We start from the raw sequence: 5,264 nt of genomic DNA on the forward strand, positions 1-5,264 counted from the left end.
TTCGCCTCCGCGCGCTTGATGCCGCCGCAGGCGGTGGCTGCGGTCGCAGATCAGGTGCACCGGGTCGCGTGACCGCCGCACCAGCCGCTTCAGGGCGCCGTCCTGGCCGGGATGGGCCGTCCCCAGGCCCTTGCCCAGCAACCGGGCGATGCGCACGGCGTGGTCCTCGTCCGGCCAGGCCAGGCCGCGTTCCCAGCGCGAAACCGTGGCCTGGGTCACGCCCAGCATGTCGGCCACGTGGCCCTGCTTCAGCCCGCGCATCCGGCGCAGGCGCCGCAGGTCACGGCCAACGGTGCGGCTTTCGTGCATGGCGACCCTCCCGCCAAAAACAAAAGGGCGACCCGAAGGCCGCCCCTGAACCGTACCAGCATTCACGGCGCTATCATTTAACCATCGGCATGAGTTCATGACTCATGCCGTTATGGGCTGCGACTGCAGCCGCCGGAGGTTTCTGGGAAGCGTAGCGGACTGGAAACCGAGGAAGCCAAGCCAGCGGATGCTGGCGCCCGGCGCCTGAGGGGCATTTGAGCGGTCGCGCTCAAATGCTGTTGTATCAATGCGACTTGCCGCTCTGGATGGTGCCGGAGATGGAGCCGCCGTCGGCGATGCTGATGCGGCCGTAGCGGATGGTGCCGTCCACCTGGCCGGTCTCACCGATGGACAGGGTGCCCGTCACCTCGATGGTGCCGGTGGCGCGGCCGGAAACCTTCATGCTTTCCACCACGGCGGTGCCCTCGAAGTGGCCCCCCTCGGCCACCTCCAGCACCTTCACCTCGTTCAGGGTCACATCGACCAGGCGACCGGCGACATGCAGGGTGTGGCAGTGGGAAATCTTGGCGCCTTCGATGCGCGCCTCGGGCGAGATGGTGGTGACGCCGCCGCCCAGGTCGGGCGTCGTCTCCGCCTGCGGTCCGCCGTTCAGGCCCGGCCGCAGAAAGCTGCGCGGATCGAGGATGTCACTGGCCATCGGTCCCCCTCATAGTCCGGCGTAGGCCGGAAGCTAAAAAACTATCCGGCGTAGGCCGGCATCTAAAAATCACCCGGCACGGCCGGCATCCCCATGACGCGTCTCCACCCCCGCCGAAACGGGCCGGACGCTTCGAAACTCTTAAGCGTTTCTGGGGCTTTTCGCAACATCTCCCGGGATTCGCGCGCTGGCCTTTCGCCTTGCATTCCCCTTCGCGTCGGCCGACGGTTCCGCCCCCGTACCGGATGCGCATGGCAGGGAATTCGCAAGAAGGGGCGGGTTGCGATTGACGGGGGCCTTGCAGCGCACAATAGTCGGCGGTTCCAAACCTCGGTTCGGGCGCCGTGGGTGGCCCGGACTTTGTTATAATTTCGTGTAACGCGCCTTGAGAATTAAAGGAGTGTCTGGCCGTGATTCCTGTCGTGATGCCGACCTATTCCCGGATCGACGTTGTGTTCGAACGGGGTGAGGGCTGCTTCCTTTACGACACCACCGGCCGACGATTCCTGGATTTCACCAGCGGCATCGCGGTGAACGCCCTGGGCCATGCCCACCCCTACCTGGTGGAGAAGCTGACCGAGCAGGCGCACAAGCTGTGGCACACCTCCAACCTGTTCCGCGTGGCGGGGCAGGAGAAGCTGGCCAGCCGCCTGAAGGAACTGACCTTCGCCGACACCATGTTCTTCACCAATTCCGGTGTGGAAGCCTGGGAATGCGGCGTCAAGCTGGTCCGCAAATACCATTATGAGACCGGGCATCCGGAGAAGACGCGCTTCATCGTCGCCGGTGGCAACTTCCACGGACGCACCATGACGGCCATCGCCGCCAGCGGCCAGGACAAGATGGTGAAGGGCTTCGGCCCCCTGCTGGACAGCTTCGACCGGGTCGCCTACGACAATTTGAACGAGCTGCGCGCGGCCATCACGCCGGAGACGGGCGCCATCCTGGTGGAGCCCATCCTGGGTGAGGGCGGCATGCGTCCGGCCAGCCTGGACTACCTGCGTTCGCTGCGCGCCATCTGCGACGAATACGGCCTGCTGCTGTTCTTCGACGAGATCCAGTCCGGCATGGGCCGGTCCGGCAAGCTGTTCGCCCATGAGTGGGCGGGCGTCACGCCGGACGTGATGTGCATCGCCAAGGGCATCGGTGGCGGTTTCCCGCTGGGCGCCTGCCTGGCCACCGAGAAGGCCGCCCAGGGCATGGTGGCCGGCACCCACGGCAGCACCTTCGGCGGCAACCCGCTGGCCATGGCCGTGGGCAACGCCGTGCTGGACGTGATGACGCAGCCGGGCTTCCTGGACAACGTCGTCGCCAAGGGCGACTTGCTGTGGGGCAAGCTGGAAGCCCTGGTGCGACGCCATCCCACGGTGCTGGACAGTGTGCGCGGCAAGGGCCTGATCCTGGGCCTGAAATGCGTGGTTCCGGCGGGCGACATGGTCACGGCCCTGCGTGACAACAACATGCTGGTGGTGTCCGCCGCCGACAACGTCATCCGCATCCTGCCGCCCCTGATTGTCGGCGAGGCCGAGATCGAGGAGGCCGTGGCCATCCTGGACCGCACCTGTGCGGCCCTGGCGGCCTGACGGGAGCCCTCGCCATGACAATGACTGAGAAAACCGTCCGGCATTTCCTGGATATCAGTGACTTCGACACGGCCACGCTGCGCGACATCCTGAACCGAGGGCTGGAGCTGAAGAAGACCTGCGGCACCCCCGCCCAGCCACAGCCCTTCCGGGGCCTGACGCTGGCCAATATTTTCGAGAAGCCGTCCACCCGCACCCGCGTCTCGTTCGAGGTCGGGATGCGTCAGCTGGGGGGCGAGGTCATCACCCTGACGGGGCGGGAGATCCAGTTGGGCCACGGCGAGACCATCGCCGACACGGCCCGCGTGCTGTCGCGCTTCGTCAACGTCATCATGATCCGCACGGACCATGAGACCAAGGTGCATGAGATGGCGGGGGCGGCCAGCATCCCCGTCATCAACGGCCTGACCGACACCTCCCACCCCTGCCAGATCATGGCGGACATCATGACGTTCGAGGAGAAGCGCGGGTCCATCGAGGGCCGCGTCGTCTGCTGGAGCGGCGATGCCAACAACGTCTGCCAGAGCTGGATCCACGCGGCCGCCCGCTTCGGCTTCGAGATGCGGGTGGCGGCCCCCGTCAGCCTGCAGCCCACGGCCGAGACGGTGGCCTGGGCGGCCGCCGAGGGCGCCCGCCTGGTGGTGACGGCGGATCCGCGCGCCGCCGCGGAGGGGGCGGACATCGTGGTGACCGACACCTGGGTTTCAATGCATCACAAGGATGCGCCCGCGCGCATGGCATTGCTGGCCCCCTTCCAGGTCAATGACGGGCTGATGAAACTGGCCTCCCCCGACGCCATATTCATGCATTGCCTGCCGGCCCATCGGGAGGAGGAGGTGACCACCTCCGTCATCGATGGTCCGCAGTCCGTCGTCTGGGACGAGGCGGAGAACCGCCTGCATGCCCAGAAGGGCATCCTGGCCTGGTGCCTGAACGCCTGATCGTTCCGGCACCGGTCCCAGGCTGTCCGGCCTTGATTTTTATGAGGCCCCGATCGGTTGACCCCGGTCGGGCGCCTTTGTTTTTGGGGTAAGCGATCATGACCACCGCCACCGTTTCCACCCACGTGTCCCCCGACCTTGACCTGGTGCACCTCGACGTGGTGCAGCCCTTCCAGCTGGACCGCTCCAACCTGCGCGGCCGCATGGTGCGCCTGGGCCCGGTGCTGGACGAGATCCTGGGCCGCCACGCCTATCCCGGCCCGGTCGCCCAGATGCTGGCGGAGACCATCACCCTGGCGGTGACGCTGGCGGCGGCGCTGAAGTACGAGGGCGTCTTCACCCTGCAGACCAAGGGCGACGGTCCCATCAGCCTGATGGTGGCCGACGTCACCAGCGCCGGCGCCGTGCGCGGCTACGCCCAGTTCGACGAGGACGCGCTGAAGGCCGTCCTGGACGCCCCGGGTGCGGCCTCTGGCCCCTGGGCCCCCGTGCCGGCCCTGTTGGGCAAGGGCTACCTGGCCTTCACCGTCGACCAGGGGGAGCATACCCAGCGCTACCAGGGCATCGTTGGCCTGGAGGGCGAGCGCATGGACGACTGCGTGCGCCACTACTTCACCCAGTCGGAGCAGCTGGCCACGGGCATCGTGGTCCATGCCGGCCGCAGCGATGGGGCGGACGGCACCTGGGCCGGCGGCGCCATCATGCTGCAGGCCCTTCCTGACGAAGACGCCGGCGGCGCCGCGACGGAGCACAAGCCCAGCGACCTGGAGGACGACTGGCGGCGGGCCATGGCCCTGCTCTCCACCGTCACCCCGGCCGAGGTGCTGGACCCGGCGCTGCCGGTGAACGACGTGCTGTACCGCCTGTTCCATGAGGAAGAGGTGCGCGCCTATGAGCCCCATGGGCTGGCGGCGCAGTGCCGCTGCTCACGGGACCGCGTGGTGACGGTGTTGCAGTCCCTGCCGCGCGAGGAAGTGGCGGAGCTGAAGGTGGATGGCGCGGTGGATGTGGCCTGCGAGTTCTGCAGCACCCACTACCGCTTCGACGACGCCGAGCTTGAGGCCGTCTACAGCCCGGCTTCCTGAGGCGGCGCGGTGTCGGCTGGTCGGGATCGCGGGGGCATGACGCCCACGGCGATGCCGGCCAGCACCCCCGCCAGGCCCAAGGCGTGGGCCAGGGTCGGCCGCTCGCCCAGCAGGAACAGGGATGGAACCAGCACGGTGACCGGCAGCAGGCCCGTGAACAGGCCGCTACGGCTGGCCGGGATGCGGGCTGCCCCGCGCAGCCAGAACACCACCGCCACCAGGCCGTTGCCCAGCGAGGCCGCGGCGTAAAGCGCCCAGGCGCCCGGCGACAGGGCGCCCCACAGGGTGGCTAGGGGCATCCCCCGCGCCGTCAGCAGGGCGAAGGGCAGGGCCAGCGTGGCCGCCATCAGGTTGGCCAGGAAGGTTACGGCCAGGGGCGACACGCCGCCCAGCCGGCGGGCATAGACATTGTACAGCCCCTCCGACACCACGGCCCCCATGACCAGGGCGTTGCCGCGCAGCGTGTCGCCCGCGCCGCCTTCACCGGGGGAGGCGAGGTTCAGCGCCGCGATCCCGGCCATGGCCAGGGCGATGGCGGCGCCATTCCGCAGGGTCAGCCGCTCCCGCAGGATGACGGCGGCGCACAGGGCGGTGACGGCGGGAATGGTGCTGGTCAGGATGCCGGCGGTGGTGGCGCTGGTGCCCCGCAGGCCATACATCAGGAAAACGTTGAACAACACCATGCCGA

General features: G+C 68.2%; 6 protein-coding genes. 3 read left to right on the plus strand and 3 right to left on the minus strand.

The features are described 5' to 3' along the window. Both I55_RS01995 and I55_RS02000 read right to left on the minus strand, forming a co-directional pair. Window positions 1–309 (minus strand): helix-turn-helix transcriptional regulator (locus tag I55_RS01995; RefSeq protein WP_044558786.1); only part of this gene is annotated, 309 nt, incomplete at its 3' end. A 244-nt stretch (window positions 310–553) separates the two neighbouring features. Continuing rightward, a complete protein-coding gene (locus I55_RS02000) occupies window positions 554–967 on the minus strand; it encodes a polymer-forming cytoskeletal protein (RefSeq protein WP_044558787.1) in 414 nt (137 codons plus the stop codon). Window positions 968–1,377: 410 nt separating this feature from the next. Here I55_RS02000 and I55_RS02005 point away from each other — a divergent pair, with 410 nt between their 5' ends. From I55_RS02005 to I55_RS02015, 3 genes are all read left to right on the plus strand, one after another. Next, window positions 1,378–2,550 (plus strand): aspartate aminotransferase family protein, encoded by a 1,173-nt coding sequence (locus tag I55_RS02005; RefSeq protein ID WP_044558788.1) that lies wholly within the window; start codon window positions 1,378–1,380, stop codon window positions 2,548–2,550. A gap of 14 nt (window positions 2,551–2,564) precedes the next feature. Further along, complete coding sequence (argF, locus tag I55_RS02010) at window positions 2,565–3,491, plus strand: ornithine carbamoyltransferase (RefSeq protein ID WP_044558789.1); 927 nt, start codon at window positions 2,565–2,567, stop codon at window positions 3,489–3,491. 98 nt (window positions 3,492–3,589) lie between these two features. Continuing rightward, window positions 3,590–4,576 (plus strand): Hsp33 family molecular chaperone HslO, encoded by a 987-nt coding sequence (locus I55_RS02015; RefSeq protein WP_044558790.1) that lies wholly within the window; start codon window positions 3,590–3,592, stop codon window positions 4,574–4,576. On the opposite strand, the gene I55_RS02020 is transcribed toward I55_RS02015, so the two are convergent. After that, on the minus strand, window positions 4,558–5,264 hold a 707-nt coding region (locus I55_RS02020), incomplete at its 5' end, for a DMT family transporter (RefSeq protein WP_044558791.1). The two genes, I55_RS02015 and I55_RS02020, sit on opposite strands and share 19 nt — an antisense overlap.

The sequence above is a fragment of the Azospirillum sp. B4 genome (assembly GCF_000333275.1).
GTDB lineage: Bacteria > Pseudomonadota > Alphaproteobacteria > Azospirillales > Azospirillaceae > Nitrospirillum.

Bases quoted from the DNA above. Each gene is read 5' to 3' on its own strand.
- I55_RS02000 (WP_044558787.1), bottom strand. From the start codon at position 967: ATGGCCAGTGACATCCTCGATCCGCGCAGCTTTCTGCGGCCGGGCCTG.
- argF (WP_044558789.1), top strand. From the start codon at position 2,565: ATGACAATGACTGAGAAAACCGTCCGGCATTTCCTGGATATCAGTGAC.
- I55_RS02015 (WP_044558790.1), top strand. From the start codon at position 3,590: ATGACCACCGCCACCGTTTCCACCCACGTGTCCCCCGACCTTGACCTG.